Genomic DNA, 19,308 nt, shown 5'->3' on the forward strand with positions numbered 1-19,308 from the left:
CACAACAGCCTGGATCACAGGTCCTGCGCCCAAAGCCGTCAATCTCTCAACTTCTCGAACTTCTCGAACTTCTCCATAAGGTCTACACCACTTGGCCCCATAAGGTCTATACCACGTAAGTGGACTAGACCTCTCGTGGGTCGAAGGGCCACACTGTCCTCCGTGAGACATGTCATCGCCCTCGATGTGGGCGGCACCGGGATGAAGGCCGCACTGGTCGGGGCCGACACCGCGCCGTCCGGGGGGACACCCCCCGGACCCCCCGTCCTGCTGCACCAGGCGCGCCTGGCCACCGGGCGCGAACGCGGACCGGACGCGGTCGTCGGGTCGATCCTCGACTTCGCCGCCGAGCTGCGCGCGTACGGCGAGCGGCGCTTCGGCGAGCCCGCGGCCGCCGCTGGCGTCGCCGTGCCCGGCATCGTCGACTCCGACCGGGGCATGGCCGTCTACGCCGCCAACCTCGGCTGGCGCGACGTCCCGCTGCGCGCGCTCCTCGCCGAGCGCCTCGGCGGCGTCCCGGTCGCCCTCGGCCACGACGTGCGCACCGGCGGGCTCGCGGAGGGGCGCGTGGGCGCGGGCCGGGGCACGGACCGCTATCTGTTCGTGGCGCTCGGCACCGGGATCGCCGGCGCGATCGGCGTCGACGGCCGGGTGGAGGCGGGCGCCCACGGCTTCGCGGGCGAGATCGGCCACATCGTCGTACGGCCCGGGGGCATCCCGTGCCCCTGCGGCCAGCACGGCTGCCTGGAACGGTTCGCCTCCGCGGCGGCCGTCAGCCAGGCCTGGGCGGAGGCCTCCGGCGATCCCGAGGCGGACGCGGCGGACTGCGCCAAGGCCGTCGAGTCGGGCGACCCGCGCGCGAGCGCCGTCTGGCAGCACGCCGTCGACGCCCTCGCCGACGGCCTCGTCACCGCCCTCACCCTGCTGGACCCGCGCACCCTCATCATCGGCGGCGGCCTGGCGGAGGCCGGTGACACCCTGTTCACCCCCCTGCGGGCCGCCGTGGAACACCGGGTGACCTTCCAGAAGGTCCCCTCCATCGTCCCGGCCGCCCTGGGAGACACCGCGGGCTGCCTCGGTGCCGGCCTCATGGCCTGGGACCTCCTCACCCCCACACACCCCGCGGCCCCCACAGCCCCCAAGGACCCTTCGGAGGTAACCCCCTGATGGCCGATCAGCAGAGACTTTCTGCCGCCGGTTCCGACAGCGCCCCAGCAGGGGCGCGGGGCAGCGCTGAACATGCGGCTACCGCCGCGCGGGCGCGACCAGCCCCCACGAACCCGCGGCCGCCCCACACAGCGCATCCGTACGTCCTCGAAGGCGCCAACGTCGTCCTCCCCACCGGCACCGTGAAAAACGCCCGTCTCACCATCGACGGCACCAAGATCACCGAAAGCGCCCCCGAGAACGCCCACACCATCGACGTCCGCGGCCACTGGCTGGTCCCCGGCTTCGTCGACCTCCACAACCACGGCGGCGGCGGAGCCTCCTTCACCTCCGGCACCATCGACGACGTACTGACAGGCATCCGCACCCACCGCCTCCACGGCACCACCACCCTCGTCGCCTCCACGGTCACCGACGACATGGACGGCCTCGCCCACCGCGCAGGCCTCCTCTCCGAACTCGCCGAGCAGGGCGACATCGCGGGCATCCACTTCGAGGGCCCGTTCATCTCCCCCTGCCGCAAGGGCGCGCACCTGGAGGAACTCCTCCGCGACCCCGACCCGGCGGAGGTCCGCAAACTGATCGACGCGGCGCGCGGCCGGGCGAGCATGGTCACCCTCGCCACCGAACTCCCCGGCGGCCTCGACTCCGTCCGCCTCCTCGCCGAACACGGCGTCATCGCGGCGATCGGGCACACGGACGCGACGTACGAGCAGACGGTTCAGGCCATCGACGCGGGCGCGACCGTGGCCACCCACCTCTTCAACGCGATGCCACCGCTCGGCCACCGCGAGCCCGGCCCGATCGCCGCGCTCCTGGAGGACGAGCGGATCACGGTCGAGCTGATCAACGACGGTACGCATCTGCACCCGGCCTCGCTCCAGCTGGCGTTCCGTCACGCGGGCGCCGACCGGGTCGCGTTCATCACCGACGCCATGGACGCGGCCGGCTTCGGCGACGGCCGCTACACCCTCGGCCCGATGGCGGTGGAGGTCGTGGACGGGGTGGCCCGGCTGATGGAGGGCGGCTCGATCGCGGGCTCGACCCTCACCCAGGACCGCGCCCTCAAACGCGCCGTCACCGTCGACCGCCTCCCGATCGAGGACACCGTCGCCGCCCTCTCCGCCAACCCGGCGCGACTCCTCGGCCTCTACGACCGCATCGGCTCCCTGGACCCCGGCAAGGACGCCGACCTCGTCCTCCTCGACGCGGACTTCGACCTCAAGGGTGTGCTGCGCAAGGGCGAGTGGGTGGTGGACCCGTTCGGCGGCTGACCCATGGGCCGATGGACCGGCCTACGGGCGATCGGTCCCCAACCGACCTGATCCGTCCGTTTGTTGGCATGCGGTGCGGAGTGCGGCGGTTGGCCCGGGGGGACTGGGCCGACCGCCGCTCCTTTGGCATGATCGAGCCTCCGTGACAGCTTCCGGCGCTCGCATTCCGGTCAGTGCGGACCGAACGCGCGCAGCCGAGACCCAAGGGGGTAGGCCCAGGTGATCCTCACGGTCACACTGAACACCGCTCTCGACATCACCTATCGCGTACGGGACCTGAGGCCCCACACCACGCACCGGGTGACCGACGTGACCGAACGGCCCGGCGGCAAGGGCCTGAACGTGGCCCGGGTACTCGCGGCACTCGGCCACGAGGTGACGGTCACCGGCTTCGTCGGCGGGGCGACCGGCCGGGCCCTGCGGGACCGGCTCACGCACACCCCGGGTGTCGTGGACGCGCTGATGCCGGTGGAGGGTGCGACGCGCCGGACGATCGCCGTGGCCGACGCGAGCGGTGACACGACCCAGCTCAACGAGCCGGGCCCGCTGATCGCGCCCGCCGAGTGGTCCGCCTTCCAGGAGGCGTACGTCGATCTGCTGCGCTCCGCCTCGGTGGTGGCCCTGTGCGGCAGCCTGCCGCCGGGGGTTCCGGTGGGCGCGTACGCGGGCCTGGTCCGTACGGCCCGCACCCTCTCCGTCCCCGTCCTGCTGGACACCAGCGGCGAGCCGTTGCGTCGCGGGGTGGCGGCCCGACCCGATCTGGTGAAGCCGAACACCGACGAACTGGCCGAACTCACCGGCTCCCACGAGCCGTCCCGCGCGACCCGGGACGCCCGGCGCCGCGGCGCCCAGGCGGTCGTCGCCTCCCTCGGCCCCGAGGGCCTCCTCGCCCACACCCCCGAAGGCCACTGGCGCGCCACCCCGCCCCGCCGCTTCCGCGGCAACCCGACGGGCGCGGGCGATTCAGCGGTGGCGGGCCTCCTGTCGGGCCTCGTCGACCGCCTGCCCTGGCCCGACCGCCTGGCCCGCGCCGTCGCACTCTCGGCCGCGACCGTACTGGCCCCGGTGGCGGGCGAGTTCGACCGTCAGGCGTACGAGGAACTGGTGGGACAGGTGGCGGTGACGGGGGAGGTCACGGCGGCCTAACGCTACCCGCCCGCGATCCAAGCCAGTCTTGTGGCGCATTTCCCTGTTGCACTTCGAACTCACGTGCGAAATCGTCTTGATCGGCCAACCTCGATCAAGAAAGAGAAGGCATTTGATGAAGCCGCGCCTGCTTGCCCTAGTCGGAGCCACTGCGATGGCCATACTGCCGCTCACGACCGCCCAGCCAGCGTCCGCCGCGACGAGGTGCCCGCAGAATTACGCCTGTTCGTGGACGAGCGCCAACTTCGAGGGGACGAGGCGCCTCCAGAACAACTCAAGCGGGTGCAACCCGTTCAGCGGCCGATCGGTGTCTAACCAGACCGGCAGGCTCATCACCATCTACAGGGACGAGTCCTGCTACGGCGACCGAATCGACATCAGGACGGGCCACTACTCGGCCAATACTCCGTGGCGTTTCAAGAGCGTAGCCGTCTGGGGCTAGTGACGTTCTCCGGGCCATGCCCGGGGTGACGCCTTCCCAAGAGCGGGGGATTTGAGGGCCGTCAGTGCAGTGCTGGCGGCCCTCAACTGTTGCACTCTACGAAGCCATTCTGGGACTACAGGCCTTCAACGCCTACTCAGGAGGCTTGAGGTACAGCTGATCAAAATTCGCGTCACACTGGTTGCCCTCATTGCACTCAATCTTGATCTCGTTCGTCCCCTTGTTCAGGGTGACGAGGGACCATGTGTTCTGCCAGCCCTTCGCGTAGTCGCCCTTCGGGGATTCGGCGAAATTTTTGAGGTTGAGCGGCCGGCTCTGAACCGTTCCATTCACTACGAGCGTCGCATTAGCATCCACACCGGGGATGCCGTACTGCACGTACAGACGGTACTGGCCGGACTTGGCGAGGTCCTCGACCTTCCAGGTCACCGACGAACCCACCGAGTTGAAGTTCCCCACATAGACCCCGCCCTCCGACTTCGCGCCGGGGACGTCGGAGGCGATGGCCGCGTTGCCGCCGAGGAGGAGGGTCTTGGCCTCGGCCTTGGGGAGTTCGGCGGCCTCGGGCTTCTTGGACTTGCTGGCCGACGGGCTGGGGTCGGCGCTCTCCTGGGTGGTGGGGCCGGTGGAGGCACCGGTGTCGTTGCCCGAGGCCTTGTCGGAGTCGTCGCCGCCGAGCATGGCGACGCTGATGCCGATCACCACGGCGGCCACGACGGCGATCGCGCCGATCAGGAGACCCTTGGTGTTGGGGCCACGGCCGCGGCCGCCGCCCCCGCCGTTGCCGTATCCCTGCTGGCGGGTCGTCGGGGCGCCGCCGCCGGAGAAGCTCTCGGGGGCCTGGTAGTGCGCGTTCGGCTGACCGGGGGCGCCCTGCGGCTGGCCGTACCCCTGCTGCGGGACCTGCCCGTACTGCGCGGTGGGGGCCTGCGGAGCCTGCTGGGTCTGCTGCCCGTACTGGCGTTCACCGACCGGCCGCGCCCGGTTGACCGCGTTGGGGTAGCCGTAGCTCGCGCTGGGCGGCTGGGCTCCTCGGGCCTGCCCGTCCTCGTAGAGGTAGCCGAACGGGTCGTCGTCCTCGGGCGTGCTCGCGCCGTTGTTGCCGGGCGTCATCCCTAGGTCTCCTCAGCGGTGCGGTACTTACACGTACGGGTGGCGGGTCATTGCGTTGGGGTGTAGGAGAGCGAGCCTACCCGCTCGTGGTGACCCAAACGGGTGACTCGGACCTCATCGTCCCACCCATGCACCGCCCACCAGGCGTTTTCCAGCCGTGATCAGGCTCTGACCTGGGCTTCTCTCCGAGTGTCGCAGGGGTCACTCCGGCCGCTATCCGGCCCGCCTGTGCTGTCTGGGACGAGATCGTTTCTCGACGTACATCCGCTCGTCAGCTGATTTCAACACCTCGTCCGCCGTCATTCCGCAGTGGGCCCATCCGATGCCGAAACTGGCGCCGACGCGCATGGCGCGGCCGTCGACCCGGATCGGCTGAATGATCTCGTTGCGAAGGCGTACGGCGAGGTCCTGGGCGTCCGCGCGGCCGAGCCCGTCGGCGAGGACGACGAACTCGTCACCACCGAGCCGCGCCACGGTGTCGCCGTCGCGCACACCCCGGCTGAGCCGCCGGGCCACCTCGATGAGGACGGCGTCGCCCGCGTTGTGCCCGAACCGGTCGTTGATCGACTTGAACCCGTCGAGGTCGCAGAAGAGCACCGCGAGCCCCTTGGTCCCGTCGTCCCGCTCGTCCTCCGGCGCGACGGTGTGCACATGGTGGTCGAAGGCGTCGTACGGCCCGCCGGCCGCGTGGAAGTCGAAGGCGTGCCCCTTGTGCCCGGCGGCCTCGTACGCGTCGAACGACGGGTGCGGCAGCCGCGCCGGCTGCTCGCCGACGGCGTACTCCCCCTGTTCCTGTTCCCCGAACTGCCCGAAGGCCGCGTCCATCGCGTCGGCCGCCGCACCCGCCGGGAGCGACTGGGGGCGCTGACAGATGCGGGCGGAGAGGCGCGAGCGCAGCTCGGCGGAGTTCGGCAGCCCGGTGAGGGCGTCGTGCGAGGCCCGGTGCGCGAGCTGCAGCTCCCGCCGCTTGCGCTCCTCGATGTCCTCGACGTGGGTGAGCAGGAAGCGGGGCCCGTCGGCGGCGTCCGCGACCACGCTGTTGCGCAGCGACACCCAGACGTACGTCCCGTCGCGCCGCCCGAGCCGCAGCTCGGCGCGCCCGCCCTCGGCGGAGGTCCGCAGGAGGGTGCCTATGTCCTCGGGGTGGACGAGGTCGGAGAACGCGTACCGCCGCATGGCGGAGGCGGGGCGCCCCAGCAGCCGGCACAGGGCGTCGTTGGTCCGCAGGATCCGGCCGTGCTGATCGCCGCCCATCTCCGCGATGGCCATACCGCTCGGGGCGTACTCGAAGGCCTGCCGGAAGGATTCCTCGCTGGCGCGCAGCGCCTGCTGCTCCCTTTCGAGCCTGACCAGTGCACGCTGCATGTTGGCGCGCAGCCGAGCGTTACTGATCGCGATGGCGGCCTGGAAGGCGTACATCTGGAGCGCTTCCCGCCCCCATGCGCCCGGTCGCCGACCGTTTCGCGGCCGGTCCACGGACACGACGCCGAGCAGCTCACCGCAGGAGGCGCCACCGGCGCCCGGGGTGTACATCGGCGCGAAGAGCCGGTCGGAGGGGTGCCACTCGTCCTCGAAGCGGGGCGCCGGGCCGTCGGTGTACCACTGCGGTACGTCGTCCTCGTCGAGCACCCAGCCCTCGGTGTGCGGTATGAACCGCAGGTCGCCCCAGGCCTCGCCCATGCTCAGCCGGCGGTCCCAGGAGGCGCGGGAGCCGACGCGGCCGGTGATGAGGGCCTCGGCGGCGCTGTTCCCGGAGAGGGCGGCGACGACCAGGTCGCCGTCGGGGCGGACGAGGTTCACGCAGGCCAGTTCGTAACCCAGGCCGTTGACCACACCGTCGGCGACGGTCTGCAGCGTGTCGGCCAGGCTGCGCGCGGTGTTCATGTCCGCCATCACCTGGTGCAGCTGCCGCAGCGTCGTCAGACGGACGTAGGGCTCCGACTCGGTCTCCATTCGCCCTCCCCCCGAGATCTCGTGGCAGCTCCAGGCTCCAGGTAACCTGCTTAACTCGCGGGCTTACTACCGCTTACAGTTCCCGCTTACAGCTTGCAGCATCCCCGCCACTGAATCACAGCGCGAAGCCCACTCGGTACACAGGGTCAACAAAATATGGCTCCTGTGACTCAAGTCACAACAGAAGATGAGCAATTGAGTGGAGTTTATGCGTTTCTCTCGTGCGCTTATTGAACAGGATTCAGAACTCTGTGTAGGCACTGTGAGCGAGGTTGAGCGGGGCCGATGGGGGCCGAGTGTGGTCGGGGAGCGGGCCCGGACGTCGCGACGCCACGGAGATCCATCAGAAGGGCCCTAGGTCGCAGGTCCGGGTGACGGGTCGGGCCGTGGCCCGATGCGGTGGCCGGCCGCCGCGGATTAGCGTGCGGACGTGTCGAAGACCCCGCCCTCAGCCCCGCCGGTGACACCGCGCACCGTTCCTCCCGTCCGTCCCGTTCCTCTCGCACATGCGCCCGTGGCCGTCGGGCGCACCCCGGCCGCTCCCGGCTCCGTGCCCGGCGGGCATGCTGAGGGGGTGAGTGAAGACGAGTTCCGTGCCGCGATGTCCCGACTGGCGGCGGGTGTGGTCCTGGTGACCGCGCACGAGGCGGCGCTGGACCCGCAGGGCCCGCGCGGCGAGGACGTCGGCATGACGGCCACCTCCTTCATGTCCGTGTCCCTCGACCCGCCCCTCGTCATGGTCAGCCTCCGCGAGGGCTCCCGCATGGACGACCTCCTCGCCGAGCAGCCCCGGTGGGCCGTCTCCGTCCTCTCCGAGCACCAGCGCGCCGTCGCCGGCCGCTTCGCCATGAAGAACCGTGTCAGCGACCGCCTCCTCTTCGAGGACCTCCCCCACACCCGAGGCGAGATCTCCGGCGCCCTCCTGATCACCGGCGCCCTGGCCACCCTGGAATGCCACACCGAACAACGCGTGACCGCCGGCGACCACACCCTGGTCATCGGCAGAGTCCTGGCTTCGACGTCGCCGACCGCGGACGGAGGCCCGCTGACCTACTTCCGGGGCCGCTACCGGCAGCTGGCCCCGTAACACCCGGGCGGGCCGGAGGCCTCAGCCCCAGTCCCGCCCCGACCGCCCCCGCTTGGTGTCGGACCGCTGCTTCTTCTCCCGCAGCCGCCGCTCGTTGATCCCCCTCGGGATACGGGTCGCCCGCCGCGGCTTCGGCGGCGGCGCGGTCGCCTCCGCGAGCAGCGCGGCCAGCCGTACGGCGGCGGTCTCCCGGTTGCGCCACTGGGAACGGTGCTCGGAGGCCCGCACACTGATGACCCCGTCGACGAGCCTCGACGCGAGCCGCTCCAGCGCCCGCGCCTTCCACACCTCGGGCAGCGCCTCGGTGTTCGCGAGGTCGAACCGCAGTTCGGCCTGCGAGTCACTGGTGTTGACGTGCTGTCCGCCGGGACCGGAGGACCGGGAGAAACGCCAGATCAGCTCGGCCTCGGGAAGCGAGACGGAGCCACGGATGACGTGAGGACCGGACATGCCCCCATGGTCGCGCGAATGTCCGGTCCACGTCACGCCTTTTTCACCGCGCCCGGCCGCACTCGGAACGACAGCAACGACAGCACGGAGGGGCCCGGGTAAAGAAAGTAAAAACCGCTGGAACCTCTGGCGCCCCTCCCGACGTTCATAGGGGTACAGGTAGCTTCGTCCCCGGCACGAAGCCTGTAAGGCACGTACGCAACGAGGGAAGGACTCCCAACCATGGCTGTAAGCCTGTCCAAGGGTGGCAACGTCTCGCTCACCAAGGAGGCTCCGGGCCTGACCGCCGTCACCGTGGGCCTCGGCTGGGACGTCCGCACCACCACCGGCACGGACTTCGACCTCGACGCCTCCGCGATCGCGGTCAACCCGCAGGGCAAGGTCTACTCGGACGGCCACTTCGTCTTCTTCAACAACAAGCAGACCCCGGACCAGACCATCGTCCACACCGGCGACAACCGCACGGGTGAGGGCGCGGGCGACGACGAGGCGATCAACGTCAACCTGGCGGGCCTCCCCGCCGACGTCGACAAGATCGTCTTCCCGGTCTCCATCTACGACGCCGAGAACCGCTCGCAGAACTTCGGCCAGGTCCGCAACGCCTACATCCGCATCGTCAACCAGGCCGGCGGCGCCGAGATCGCCCGCTACGACCTCTCCGAGGACGCCGCCACCGAGACCGCCATGGTCTTCGGCGAGCTGTACCGCAACGGCGCCGAGTGGAAGTTCCGCGCGGTCGGCCAGGGCTACGCCTCGGGCCTGGTCGGCATCGCCCAGGACTTCGGCGTCAGCGTCTGACGTTCTGGCGTACTGGCGTACTGGCGTACTGGCGTACTGGCGTTCCGACCTCTGGGAGCGACCGCGCCGCACCGTTGAAGGCCCCGCCGCGACACCGGCGGGGCCTTCGGCCGTCCCGCCCGCGCTCGCCCTCGCACCCGCCCTCGCTCCCGGCCTCGCCTCGCACCCGCTCCCGGCCTCGCCCTCGGCCCCGCCCTCACACCCGCCAGTCGGCGGAGTACTGGATGTGCAGTGGGGCGGGTACGCGCCGCCGGTTCCGCATCCGGGACCAGGGCCCCGGGCCGAGCTCGACACAGAAGTGCCCGGCGTGCGGGTACCGGTACGGGAACGACGGGGCCTGGTCGACGAGGCCACGCAGGGCGGTGCCGTACTCGCGGAACGCGGTGGGGCTGCCCACGACGAAGAGCGTGTGCGCCGCGATGTCGAAGGCGAGGTGGTCGCGGTACGAGCGGTAGTGCCGCCGTTGGTGGTCGATGGCGGCCTCGTCCGGGAAGTCCTGGTCCGGCGTGGCCGTCTTCTGGGGCATGCCCGCGTCGAGCCGTGACCGCACCTGTTTCCACGAGGCGGTCGGGAACCGCAGGCTGTGGTGGACCAGGACCAGGACCAGCGCGACGGGTTGGTAGCTGCTCACCAAGGAGTGCACACAAGGCCGAGTTAGCTCGATCGTGTGATCGTCCACTTGTGAGCTTGCGGTGCTCTGGGCTGATCGGGCTAACGTGGTTGTGCGACCTGGGACACCGGGTACGGCGTCGGCGTGCGGGGCCCCTGCTCCACCGGAGTGATGGTTCAGGGCCTCCCCGTCGCCTCTGGCCGTACCTGATCGGCCAGGTCGCGTAGGCAGTGTCCATCAGCGGCCTCCGGCCGCGGGGGCCTCCGGGGTCCGGACCACGCACAGGATGCGTGTCGCCGCCCCCGGGTCGAGTACGCCGGGGACCAGCTCGCCCAAGACCGTTCGGGGCGCGCGGCTGAACGGGCTCACACCCGCTCAGTCCCTAGGAACGGTTCGAGCAGCAGCATGCCCCGCACGGTATCGATCGGGTCTGGCACCGCCTCCGAGCCGAGCGGCCCACTCCCCGCCGTGCGCCGGGATCTACCTTTGATCTTGTCCAGTGCTCCGCCGTTTACGACTCTGCTGAGGAATGCGTGATTCGAGCTGTCAGGCCGCGAGCATGAGGGCCTCGTGCGGGCTTGGTGCGCCGGAACCCCGCCAGGGGCCGCAGGTCGGCATCGCTCATTCGGCCCTGTGCGCACTCCTTGGTGAGCAGCTACCACCCCACTCCCCCGACGGTGTCGTCGGTGACCTCGAACCCCTCCGCACGGCCGAGGACGGCACCATTCCCGGCCCTCTCCTCGCCGAACTCACCGCCCTGCACGCCTCCAACCGCGACTTCTACGCCCTGAGCGGTGACTTCCCGGACGCGAACGACATCCGTCCCGAACAGGTGGCCGGCGCGTTGTCGGTGGAGCTGGCCAACCCGGACGTGGAGATCCTGCTCGCACGCGACGGCGAGGGCGGTGACAGGGACGGCGCCGACGGTGACAAGGACGGCGAAGGTGGCGGCGACGGTCGTCACGGTGACGGCGGGGGCGGTGGCGGTGGCCGACGGCTCGTCGGGGTCGCCATCACCCTCTCCCGGCATCCCGATCCGGCCGACCCCGACCCGTGGATCGGGCTGCTGCTCGTCGACGCCGGAGCTCAACGGCGGGGATACGGGCGTCAGTTGGCAAGCCTCGTCGAGGAACGGTTCCGGCTGGCAGGGCGTACCGCCGTACGGCTGGCCGCGCTCGACAACAACCCCGGCGCCCTGGCGTTCTGGACGTCCCTCGGTTACGAGGTCGTCGAACACCGCCGCGACCGGCAACTGGGGCGCCCCTGCACGGTGTTGCGCAAGACGCTGCGAAGGCAACGCCGGGCAGCACGGGTCGCCGTCCTCGATCCGGAAGGTGCCGTCTTCCTTTTCAAGTACCACAACGACGAGGTGGGCGTGCACTGGGCCCTGCCCGGAGGCGGTCTGGAGGCGGCCGAGACACCGCGCGAGGGTGCCCGGCGGGAACTGCGCGAGGAGACGGGCTGGACGGACCTGGAACCGGGCGCCTTCCTCTGCACCTGGTCCCATGACTTCACCCGCGCCGATGCCCCCGTCCGCCAGCACGACGACATCTACGTGGCCCGGGGGCCACGTAGAGAACCGGTCGGCGGCCTCCTCGCCGCCTCGCGCGCCGAGGAGGGCATCCTGGCGTGGCGCTGGTGGACCCGCGCGGAACTCGTCGCTCAGGCGGAGCCCGTGTGGCCACCGGAACTGGCGCGGCTGCTGGCGGAGTTCGAGGCAGCCGCCGAGGCCGAGAACCCTCCGGCCCCACCGGCCGACGTCACCGAACCCGGGCGGGCCTGACGACCGCTTCCCGGGGCCGTTCCTCCGGCGTCGGCCGACTCTCCCGCTCTCCCGCACGTGACCTTCGCCGTGCTCCCGAACCGACGGCCGGGCGACACCGCCGCCTCGGGGCGGTCCGGCAGACCGTCGGCGAAGGCTACGGAGGGTCCGGCCCCGGTGCCAGGGCCGCGAGGGGCCCCCGGCGGCAGGATCAAGCCATCGGGGGCCTCCCCGTCCCGTACAGCCAGTCGTCCCAGACCGGGGTCAGGTCCGCGTCCGGAGCCGTCTTCTCCGCGAACTCCTCGACGTACGCCGTGAAGTCGGCCGTGTCCGCGTTGCCGTGACGGTGCGCGGTCGCCCAGCCCTGGAGCAGATCGAAGAAGGCGTCGTCGCCGACCTCCTCGCGGATCCTGTGCAGGACCATGGCGCCGCGTTCGTACACCGGGCTGTCGGAGATCCGGGCGGCGCTCGGCGGCTTCGCGGGCGGGAAGTCCCAGACGGCCTCGTTCGACGCGTCGTCCTGGTAATAGTCGCCCTCGTACAGCGCGTCGAAGGTCTCCTGGGCGGTGTCGCCGCCGTGGTCCTCCTCCCACAGCCACTCGGCGTACGTGGCGAAGCCCTCGTTGAGCCACATGTCCCGCCAGCTCTTCGGGGTGACGGAGTCGCCGTACCACTGGTGGGCCAGCTCGTGGACGAAGAGCGAGATGTCGGGGGCGCCGGGGAAGACGGGTCGGTTCTGGGTCTCCAGTGCGTACGCGACGTCGTCCGGCCCGTCGACGATCGCGCCGGTGGAGGAGAAGGGGTACGGGCCGAAGTTCCCCTCCGCCCACTCGACGACCTCAGGAATCCGGTCGAGGACCGCCCGGCTGTCCTCGGTCTGCGAGGGATCGACGGCGACGTACACCGGAATCCGGCCCGCGCCACCGCCGTCACCCTCGCCACCGCCCTCACCCTCACCCTCGCCCTCGCCCTCGCCCTCGCCCTCGCCCTCGCCCTCGCCCTCGCCCACCGTCGCGCGCCGGATCTCGTACGTGCCGATCGCGATCGTGGCCACGTAGCTCGCCATCGGTTCGGCGGTGTGCCAGGAGTACGTCGTACGGCCGTTCTTGGTGGACTCGCTCTTCAACTCCCCGTTGGAGACGGCCCGCAGGCCCTCGGGGACGGTGACCTCGATGTCGTAGGCCGCCTTGTCGGAGGGATGGTGGTTGCCCGGGAACCAGGTCATCGAGCCCGTCGGTTCGCCGAGCGCGAGGACGCCGTCGGCGGTCGGCAGCCAGCCCTCCCGGGAGCCGTCGGGGTCGGTGATCGTCGTCGGGGCGCCCGAGTAACGCACGGTCGTCCGGAACGTCTCCCCTTCGTCGAGTCCTTTCCCGGGGGTGACGGTCAGCTCCTGCCCCGCCCGCTTCCACCGCGCCGCCACGCCCTCGACGGCGACCGACTCGACATCCATCCCCTTCAGGTCGAGGTTGAAGGAGTCGAGGTCCCGCGTCGCCCGTGCGGTGATGACGGCGGCGGCACGCAGGTGGGCGGCGGCCTCGGGGTCGTCCTCGGGGTCGTCCTCGGGGGCGTCGTCTGCGTCGTCCTCGGGGGCGTCCTCGGTCTCGGGCGGGGGTTCGTACCCGAGGGTGAGGGCGTAGTGGGTGACGTCGTAGCCGCCGTTGCCGAGCTTCGGGAAGTACGGGTCCCGGAGGCCGGCGGAACCCCTGGCCCCCTCGGCCTCGCCGCCGCCCTCGGTGCACGACGTGAGCGTGAGTGCCAACGCGACGGTGAGCAGGGCGGCAGGGGCAACCGGTGCGGATCGGGACACGTCGGAGATCCTACGAGGACATGACACCATCGCCTACGTGCTCGACATCGGCTACGCCCTCTCCAACCGCTTCCCCGACCCGCCGCAGACGGACTACCGCCGCGCGGACGTGTACGCGCTGCGGCACGACCTGTTCTGCGGTGATGTCTACCTCGCCGACACCAAGGCGGACCGGGAGCTGTCCACAGCCTGGGGATGGGTGCCGGTGCTGGACTTCGCGTGGGCGCTGTGCGACATCGTGGAAAAGCTCGACCGGGACCCGGCGGGCTCCCGCGCCTCCCGGCCCCAGTACGCGGAACTCGACTTCACCGAGTCCACGGACCGCATGCTCTTCGAGCGCCGCTTCGGGTGGGTGGACGTCGAGGCGGACTGGATGCCGGCCGAGGAACCACCGCTGACCTTCTCCCACGCCGAGCTCCGCCGCGAGGCCCGCGACTTCCTGCACGATGTGATCGCCGACCTGTGCGACCTCCACGACGACCTCGACGAGAACCCGGCGATCTGGACCCTCCAGGCCCGCTTCCCCAGGGTGCCGTAGGGGCGCCGTAGGGATGTCGTAGGGGCGACGCCTTGTTCATTCGCGGGCCAGGTGGGGGCTGGTCGCGCAGTTCCCCGCGCCCCTCGACGGCATGGGTCGCGCCCGGAATCCTTCAGGGGCGCGGCGGCGAAACCCACCCGGCACCCCCGCACGTCACCCCTCCACTCGAATCCCCATCTCCCCCGCCAGCACCGGCGCCAAGTCCATCAACTGCGCCGCACTGATCACCGCCCCCGACAACCGCTCCACCCCCCGCGCGATCTCCACCGACGCGGCCTCCCGCAGATCCACGTCCACCAAGGTCACCCCGCTCAGGTCGGCCCCCTTCAACGCGCACCCCACGAACGCGACCCGCTCCAACCGCGCACCGCCGAAATCCGGCTCGACCAGGACACAGTCCTCGAAGACCACATCCTTGAGCCGGGCCTCACGCAGGTTGAGGTAGTCGATCTTCCCCCCGCGCACGAGCACCCGCTCCAGCACGGCCCCGTGCATCTGCACCCCACCGAGGCGCGCGTCCACCAGCTCCACGTCACGCAACGTCGCCTCGGCCAGATGCGTCCCGACGCCCCGTATCCCGGTGAGGACGGAGTCGAGCACACGAGCCCGGTGCAGTCGCGTCTCGTCCAGCGCGCAGCCCGTCAGCGCGCAGTCCATGAAACGGGCACCCCCGCCGTCCTGCCCGACGAAGTCCTGCTCCCGGAACTCCAGCCCGTCGTAGTCCCCGTCGGGCTCCAACCCCCCGCCCGCGTACGCCTCCAGCACCGGCAGCCGCACCTCCGGCCGCCGTGCCGCCTTCACCACCGACCTCGCCCTCACCATGCCCCCATCCTGCACCCCACCACTGACAATCCACCTGACCTGCGCGAACACGCCCCCGGCCCCTACCGACAGCCCTCATGTCACATTCCGGCGCCCTCGATCTGTCGTACCCACAGACAGCCACCGCGACGGCCGACACCGACCCGAGGGAGCCCCAGCCATGCACCGCGCTCCAGCCACGCCCCGCCCCTCCTCCCGTACGAACACGACCCCCCGCACCCGCACCCACACGTCCGCCGCCTCCCGACCCCCCACCCACCTCACCGTCATCGGCGGCGGCTTCGCCGGGCTCACCGCGGCGATCACCGCCGCCGAGGCGGGCGCGCGGGTCACCGTCCACGAGGCGCACCACACGCTCGGCGGCCGGGCGCGGACCACGGAGGGGCCGTACCGGACGAACGAGGGACCGCACGCGCTGTACAGCGGCGGCCCGCACTGGACCTGGCTCGAGCAGCGGGACCTGATCGGCCCGCTCGCGCCCCTCCCGCCCCGGGAGGCCGCCCGGCTGCGCCTGCACCACAAGGGCGCCCTGCGCCGGACCCCGCCGTTCGCGATGCTCAAGCTCCTCCGCCCACGCCGTACGGGCGGGCACGCGCCCGTCGACGTCGACTTCCTCACCTGGGCGACCGAACAGGCCGGCGAGGAGGCCGCGCGCGCCGCCGCCAACTACTCGGCGGTGGCCCTGTTCCACCACGACGCGGGCTCCCTGTCCGCCGCGTTCGTGCAGGAACGGCTGCGCCGGGCCACGAAGTTGCCCCCGGAGGCGCACTACCCGCGCGGCGGCTGGGCGAGCGTCATCGACCGGATGGCGGCCCGCGCCTGGAACCTCGGCGTCCGTATGGAGACCCTCAGCCGGGTCGACAGTCTGGACGCCCTCACCGGCCGCGACAGCGGCGGGAACCGCGGCCATCGCGCGTCCAGCGGCCCGGTCGTCGTCGCCACCTCCCTCGACGCCGCCCGCCGCCTGCTCAAGGACGACTCGCTGACCTGGCCGAGCGGCCGTACGGCCCTCGTCGACCTCGCCGTACGCACCCGCCGCGGCGACGCGTTCGCGGTCTCCGACCTGGACGCGCCCGGCTGGATCGAGCGGTTCACCGCGCAGGACCGCACGCTGGCCCCGGCGGGCGAGCAGGTACTCCAGGGGCAGTTCCCGATCGGTCCGCACGAGTCGCGGGCGGACGGCGTCGCCCGGGCCGAGCACCTGCTCGACCTGGGCTTCCCCGGCTGGCGGGACCGGGTCACCTGGCGGCGCGAGGCGACCGCGAACGGCCGTACGGGCGCGGTGGACCTGCCCGGCACCAGCTGGCGCGACCGCCCGGCCGTGGACCGGGGTGACGGCGTGTACCTCGCGGGCGACCAGGTCGCGGCGCCGGGCGTGCTCTCGGAGGTGTCGTTCAACAGCGCCCTCGCGGCCGTGTCGCTGGCGCTGGGCAGAAGGTCGAAGAACACGCTTGACCTCAAGCATGCTTGAGGTCGGAGGCTGGGGCTCACCAGGCGAAACCAGGCGAGCGCACGCCAGGCGTACGCACCCCACACGGACGCACGCCACACGGACGCACGCCAGGTGAACGCACACCACGCGAAAGCGAGACCTCCCAAGGGGCCCACATGCACGCCATCCGTCTGCACACCTTCGGCCCGGCCGAGAACCTGACGTACGAGAAGGTCGCGGACCCCGAGCCCGGCCCGGGCCAGGTGCGTGTCGCCGTCGCAGCGGCGGGCGTCCATCTGCTGGACACGGCCATCCGCGAGGGCCACCCGGGACCGGCACCGGCACCGGAACTGCCCACGATCCCCGGCCGGGAGGTCGCCGGAGTCGTCGAGGCGCTCGGGGAGGGCGTCCCGGAGCACTGGCTCGGCAGGCGGGTCACGGCCCACCTCGGCTTCGTGCCCGGCGGCTACGCCGAGCTGGCCGTCACCGAGGTCGAACGGCTGCACGAGATCCCGGAGAACCTCGACTACGCCGAGGCCGTCGCGATGATCGGCACGGGCCGTACGGCGATGGGAATCCTGCTCTTCGCCGCACCGGGCCCGGACGACGTGGTCGTGGTCCCGGCGGCGGCCGGCGGCCTCGGCACGCTCCTCGTGCAGTACGCCAAGAACGCGGGCGCCACGGTCGTCGGCCTGGCCGGCGGGCCCGAGAAGACGGCCCGGGTGGCGGCGAACGGCGCCGACCTCGCCGTCGACTACACGGACGCGGCGTGGCCCGAGAAGGTCGCGGCGTACCGGGGGAAGGCCACGATCGTCCTCGACGGGGTCGGCGGGGCGGCGGCGCGGGAGTCCGTCGCCCTGCTCGCCCCCGGCGGCAGGCACCTCGTCTTCGGCTGGTCGGCGGGCGGGAGCACCGGCACGGGTCCGTACGTCGTCGAGGGCGTCTCGGAGACGGTCCTGGGCGAGAAGATGCTGCGCCGGGCGGGCGGCGCCGACCCCATCCGCACCCTCGAACTCCGCGCCCTCACCGAGGCCGCCACCGGCCGCCTCACCCCGGCCGTCCACCGCTTCCCCCTCGCCGAGGCGGCCGCCGCCCACCGTGCCCTGGAGAACCGGGGCACCACCGGCAAGGTCGTGCTGGAGCCGTGACATCCCCTGCACCCGGCCCGGCCGTGATCCCACCGACGCCCCGAGCCACACGGCCCGGCCCCGTCGGACGCGCGGGCCGGGCCGCGGTCACCTCCCCCACCGCCCGCCCCGAGCCCGCCGCACCGCGTGCCGGCCTCTGGCCCAGCAGCACCCGCCGGGCGCGGCCGCGTCTCGGCGCCGACGGCGACTGCCGCCCGTGCCGAGTCGTGCCGCCAGTACTGAGCCGTCCCGTGAGTGCCGTCCCCTCAGTGCCGCCCCGCCACCCGGTCCGCCCACCGCGCCAACCGTGACGACTCCCCCTTCTGCGAGGCGGCTTCCCGCCGGTCGGCGGTGCGATACGTCGCGTACATCCCCTGCACGCCCACCCAACGCAACGGCTCCGGCTCCCACTTGCGCACCCGGTGGTTCACCCACGGCAGCGAGGTGAGCTCGGTGGCCCCGGCCTGCCCGGAGTCCCGCTGGACGAGATCGCGCAGGGTGCGGGCGGCGAGGTTCGCGGTGGCCACACCGGAGCCGACGTAACCGCCCGCCCAGCCGAGCCCCGTCGACCGGTCGAGCGTGACCGTGGCACACCAGTCGCGGGGGACCCCGAGCACGCCGGACCAGGCGTAGTCGACCTTCACCCCCGTCAGCGAGGGGAAGAACCGCACCAGGATCTCGTACAACGCCTCGATCGTCGCCGTCTGCGTACGCCCGTCGTTGTCCGTCCGGGAACCGAAGCGGTACGGCACGCCGCGGCCGCCGAGCGCGATGCGGTCGTCGGCGGTGCGCTGGGCGTACATGTACGCGTGCGCCATGTCGCCGAGCGTCTCGCGGCCCTCCCAGCCGATCGTCGCCCACTGCTCGGCCGTCAGCGGCTCGGTGGCGATCATCGAGGAGTTCATCGGCAGCCAGGTCCGCCGCTGCCCCTTGAGGTTCGCCGTGAAGCCCTCCGTGCAGCGCAGCACATAGGGCGCCCGGACCGTGCCGTACGGCGTGACCGCGTGCCCCGGACGGATCTCGGTGACCGGCGTCAGCTCATGAACGGTCACTCCCAGCCCCTCCACGACGGCCGCCAGACCCGTCACCAGTTTCACCGGGTTCAGCCGCGCCCCGTGCGGCGTCCACGTCGACCCCACGGCGTCCGCGACCCTGATCCGCTCGGCCGTCTCCCGGGCGCCGTACAGCTCGCGGTCGTCCTCGCCGTAGGCCGCTTCGTGCTCGTGAAAGGCCTTGAGACGCCCCAACTGCGCCGGTGTACAGGCGACTTCGAGCACCCCACCCCGATGGATGTCCGCCTCGACACCCTCTTCCCCCGCCACCCGCACGACCTCGTCGACGGTCTCGTTCATGGCCCGCTGCAGCCGCACGGCGGCCTCCCGCCCGTGCAGCCGCGCGTACCGGTCCCGCCCGGCGACGCCGTTGTAGAGCCACCCACCGTTGCGCCCCGAAGCCCCGTACCCACAGAACTTCTGCTCCAGGACAACGACCCGCAGAGAGGGGACGGCCTTCTTCAGGTAATAGGCCGTCCACAGCCCGGTGTACCCACCCCCCACGACCACCACATCGGCGGACGCGTCCCCGGCCAGCGGCTCCCTCGGAACGGGAAGGCCGGCCCGCGCGTACCAGAAGGAGATCCCACCGTTGACGGTGCCGGCGATCGCGTCCGTGCTGCTCATGGCCGGACGCTAGCCCCTGCCGACGGGCCCTGTCTCCTACGGATTCCGTGGCGCGCGGGCCTCAAGGGGGCCGGAAATCCAAGGAAATCGGGGACGACGCG

General features: G+C 71.7%; 17 protein-coding genes. 10 read left to right on the forward strand and 7 right to left on the reverse strand.

The window, feature by feature from the left end; all coding sequences use genetic code 11:
- The first annotated feature begins 162 nt into the window (after positions 1–162).
- From OG202_RS22885 to OG202_RS46560, 4 genes are all read left to right on the forward strand, one after another.
- Positions 163–1,167, forward strand: coding sequence for an ROK family protein (locus tag OG202_RS22885; protein ID WP_327729013.1), 1,005 nt, complete (start codon positions 163–165; stop codon positions 1,165–1,167).
- Complete coding sequence (gene nagA / locus OG202_RS22890; protein WP_326581815.1) at positions 1,167–2,441, forward strand: N-acetylglucosamine-6-phosphate deacetylase; 1,275 nt, start codon at positions 1,167–1,169, stop codon at positions 2,439–2,441. Before OG202_RS22885 ends, nagA begins: the two co-directional genes overlap by 1 nt.
- Before the next feature lie 219 nt (positions 2,442–2,660).
- Positions 2,661–3,587, forward strand: coding sequence for a 1-phosphofructokinase (locus OG202_RS22895; RefSeq protein ID WP_327729012.1), 927 nt, complete (start codon positions 2,661–2,663; stop codon positions 3,585–3,587).
- A gap of 154 nt (positions 3,588–3,741) precedes the next feature.
- Positions 3,742–4,029 carry a peptidase inhibitor family I36 protein gene (locus tag OG202_RS46560; protein ID WP_371271434.1) on the forward strand — a complete coding sequence of 96 codons (288 nt, stop codon included), beginning with the start codon at positions 3,742–3,744 and terminating at the stop codon, positions 4,027–4,029.
- A gap of 132 nt (positions 4,030–4,161) precedes the next feature.
- Here the strand turns inward: OG202_RS46560 and OG202_RS22900 are convergent, their stop codons facing one another.
- Both OG202_RS22900 and cdgB read right to left on the reverse strand, forming a co-directional pair.
- Positions 4,162–5,142, reverse strand: a complete 981-nt coding sequence (locus OG202_RS22900; RefSeq protein WP_327729011.1) for a CBM35 domain-containing protein — start codon at positions 5,140–5,142, stop codon at positions 4,162–4,164.
- Between the two features lie 213 nt (positions 5,143–5,355).
- A complete protein-coding gene (gene cdgB, locus OG202_RS22905) occupies positions 5,356–7,095 on the reverse strand; it encodes a diguanylate cyclase CdgB (protein ID WP_326581809.1) in 1,740 nt (579 codons plus the stop codon).
- A gap of 574 nt (positions 7,096–7,669) precedes the next feature.
- On the opposite strand from cdgB, the gene OG202_RS22910 reads away from it, so the two are divergent.
- Positions 7,670–8,182 carry a flavin reductase family protein gene (locus tag OG202_RS22910; RefSeq protein WP_326581807.1) on the forward strand — a complete coding sequence of 171 codons (513 nt, stop codon included), beginning with the start codon at positions 7,670–7,672 and terminating at the stop codon, positions 8,180–8,182.
- Between the two features lie 21 nt (positions 8,183–8,203).
- Here the strand turns inward: OG202_RS22910 and arfB are convergent, their stop codons facing one another.
- On the reverse strand, positions 8,204–8,632 hold the full coding sequence (gene arfB / locus OG202_RS22915) for an alternative ribosome rescue aminoacyl-tRNA hydrolase ArfB (protein ID WP_326581805.1): 429 nt from the start codon (positions 8,630–8,632) through the stop codon (positions 8,204–8,206).
- A 222-nt stretch (positions 8,633–8,854) separates the two neighbouring features.
- Between arfB and OG202_RS22920 the strand changes: the two genes are divergently transcribed.
- The gene (locus OG202_RS22920) at positions 8,855–9,430 is read left to right on the forward strand and encodes a TerD family protein (protein ID WP_086762889.1); all 576 of its coding nucleotides are present in this window, start codon (positions 8,855–8,857) and stop codon (positions 9,428–9,430) included.
- Positions 9,431–9,626: 196 nt separating this feature from the next.
- Here OG202_RS22920 and OG202_RS22925 read toward each other — a convergent pair whose 3' ends face one another.
- The gene (locus OG202_RS22925) at positions 9,627–10,061 is read right to left on the reverse strand and encodes a hypothetical protein (RefSeq protein ID WP_328223479.1); all 435 of its coding nucleotides are present in this window, start codon (positions 10,059–10,061) and stop codon (positions 9,627–9,629) included.
- Positions 10,062–10,599: 538 nt separating this feature from the next.
- Between OG202_RS22925 and OG202_RS22930 the strand changes: the two genes are divergently transcribed.
- Positions 10,600–11,823, forward strand: a complete 1,224-nt coding sequence (locus OG202_RS22930; RefSeq protein WP_327729008.1) for a bifunctional GNAT family N-acetyltransferase/NUDIX hydrolase — start codon at positions 10,600–10,602, stop codon at positions 11,821–11,823.
- Between the two features lie 190 nt (positions 11,824–12,013).
- Here OG202_RS22930 and OG202_RS22935 read toward each other — a convergent pair whose 3' ends face one another.
- Positions 12,014–13,639, reverse strand: a complete 1,626-nt coding sequence (locus tag OG202_RS22935) for a M1 family metallopeptidase (RefSeq protein ID WP_328223481.1) — start codon at positions 13,637–13,639, stop codon at positions 12,014–12,016.
- Positions 13,640–13,646: 7 nt separating this feature from the next.
- Here OG202_RS22935 and OG202_RS22940 point away from each other — a divergent pair, with 7 nt between their 5' ends.
- Positions 13,647–14,147 (forward strand): hypothetical protein, encoded by a 501-nt coding sequence (locus OG202_RS22940; protein ID WP_326581795.1) that lies wholly within the window; start codon positions 13,647–13,649, stop codon positions 14,145–14,147.
- Between the two features lie 153 nt (positions 14,148–14,300).
- Here OG202_RS22940 and OG202_RS22945 read toward each other — a convergent pair whose 3' ends face one another.
- Positions 14,301–14,969 carry a pentapeptide repeat-containing protein gene (locus tag OG202_RS22945; protein WP_326581793.1) on the reverse strand — a complete coding sequence of 223 codons (669 nt, stop codon included), beginning with the start codon at positions 14,967–14,969 and terminating at the stop codon, positions 14,301–14,303.
- Between the two features lie 160 nt (positions 14,970–15,129).
- Here OG202_RS22945 and OG202_RS22950 point away from each other — a divergent pair, with 160 nt between their 5' ends.
- Positions 15,130–16,440: an FAD-dependent oxidoreductase gene (locus tag OG202_RS22950; RefSeq protein ID WP_328223482.1), complete on the forward strand. Its 1,311-nt coding sequence runs from the start codon at positions 15,130–15,132 to the stop codon at positions 16,438–16,440.
- A 137-nt stretch (positions 16,441–16,577) separates the two neighbouring features.
- Positions 16,578–17,549: a zinc-binding dehydrogenase gene (locus OG202_RS22955; protein ID WP_328223485.1), complete on the forward strand. Its 972-nt coding sequence runs from the start codon at positions 16,578–16,580 to the stop codon at positions 17,547–17,549.
- 245 nt (positions 17,550–17,794) lie between these two features.
- Here OG202_RS22955 and OG202_RS22960 read toward each other — a convergent pair whose 3' ends face one another.
- Positions 17,795–19,207 carry an NAD(P)/FAD-dependent oxidoreductase gene (locus OG202_RS22960; protein WP_328223487.1) on the reverse strand — a complete coding sequence of 471 codons (1,413 nt, stop codon included), beginning with the start codon at positions 19,205–19,207 and terminating at the stop codon, positions 17,795–17,797.
- Positions 19,208–19,308 lie beyond the last annotated feature (101 nt).

Source organism: Streptomyces sp. NBC_00310 (assembly GCF_036208085.1).
Classification (GTDB): domain Bacteria; phylum Actinomycetota; class Actinomycetes; order Streptomycetales; family Streptomycetaceae; genus Streptomyces.